This window comes from Endozoicomonas sp. SESOKO3 (assembly GCF_024606255.1).
The window spans coordinates 1-1,887 of record NZ_JAHHPR010000466.1 but is presented as its reverse complement, the minus strand read 5'-3'; the positions used below and the strand labels follow the sequence as shown (position 1 = coordinate 1,887).

The 1,887-nt window shown below is 41.7% G+C and carries 1 protein-coding gene; it reads right to left on the bottom strand.

Annotated elements, in window-relative coordinates; all coding sequences use genetic code 11:
* A partial coding sequence (locus KDK18_RS08055; RefSeq protein WP_257254389.1) for a hypothetical protein occupies nucleotides 1-1,887 on the bottom strand: 1,887 nt, incomplete at both ends.

Sequence of the window (1,887 nt, the reverse complement as noted above, 5' to 3'; positions counted from 1 at the left end):
GTGTTAACTGAACAGGTTCAGGATCCGATAGTTCATCAGCCGGTTGATCTGATAGCTCATCAGATGGTTGCTCCGATAACTCATCAAACGGTTGATCCGATAGCTCATCAAATAGCTCCTTAGGAGCAATACCAAAGATCAAAAACATACTATGTATAAATTTGTCTTTTTCTTCTGCTCCCTTGTTTTCCAGAAACTTAACAAGCTGTTCACGGGCTTTTAAGGTGAAGGTTCTTAAAAGCTGAAGTTGCTCACTGGGTACATCTTTCGCAAAACGAACATTTTTAGAGAACAGATCATTTAAACGCTGTCCGTGCATTGACCTTATAACAGCAAGAGCAGTGAGTATAGCTTCAATATCATGAAAATCTAAAAATTGATTGGCAGTAATATTAAATGCCAGAGCATGAAGTGATTGACTATTGACTCCAATTAAAAAACGTCTGTTATGTGGAGTAATAAAAGAACATTCACCACTACCAGGCCTCTCACTGCCCCACGTAAGAATTTCTAATAACTCCTCACGATCAATGTACGGATTCGGAATACCAAAACCATACTTAGCATTAACATTTCTGGCGAATTGATTTAACATTATTATTGTCAAAAATTTTGACGGGAATATTTCATCTTTTAGCCACCAACTCGTTTCTTTAAATGTCTGAAAAATATAATTAATCAACATTACTTTCTGTTGGCGACTTAATCCTGAATAAAGAACATGCCCCGGGTCATCAGAAGCCAGGAGGTTGTTACTCGTTAAAATGCTCAACAAATCGTTTCTGAATTTTTTAAAACCGGTTTCGTTCTCAAACTCATGCCTGTGATGAGCAAGTGCTTTAACAATTCTTGTCACCTCAACGTAATCTTCAATTCCCTGGGACTTTGCCAATTCACCAACTTCTGAAATAAGGTGGTAAAGAGACATACTGCCGTTTAAAAATTTAACCCATTTCAGATAAAACTCACTTAGCGTATTTTTATTTGACATAAAACTTTGAGTTAAAAGTCTATAAAGCGCTGGAAAGTTATAGTAATCATTATTGCGAAAACAATCTCCTCTGTGCCTTTCATTTGAATCCAAAGTTTTGAACCATTCAAATACACGGATTGCTAAAGAATCAGCCCCTTCTGTGCCTGACTCAAGTAGTTCCCTTTCTTGTTCAGTCAGTTCCTGCTCAATTAGACCGACTTCACGAGCCAGACATTCTCTGCATTTATCGAAGCCGAGTACAGCAGGTTTATTACAAATCCGGCATGACCCTCTGTTTGGTGACCCACCTGACCCATCATCTCCCCCACCCTCTCTTCCACCACCGCTGCCTTGATTTTGACGACCAGAGCCTTGTTGAAACTGAGTATTCGCTGGCGAGGTATTATCAGTGTCGCCCATTTGATTTCCAGCCTGACCGCTTTCTGTGGAATAGCCGTTCCCTGCGGTGACCAAGCCCGGAATAACAGACACGCTGCGTATTTGTTTGGGACTTAAAATGAACCCTTCCTGTGTATGACGACGGTAGTCTTCTGTTGGTAGCGGTTGTGCCGGGTTACTGTTCAGGTAATGATCAACGACAGCTTCCGGATTATAGGGGTTTCTGGACAATGCCAGAAAAAGCCCTGAATTTCTTTCAAGATTCGCAGCTCTTATTTTATTCCAAAGTTCCTGCGAAATAACGATGTCCTGCTCATTCCAGCCCTGCTTGATGTTGAGCACAATCTGGGTATCCCAAATCTGTTTTTTGACGGTCCGACCATCAATGCCAGGCAGCAGGATGAAGCTGCTGACCAGCTCGCTCATCCATTCAAAGGAGTAAAAGGGGCGCATTCCGCCGCCCGGCCTTTTCTTGAATAAATCGTCTAAATCATCGCCACTGCCAAAACCGCCAC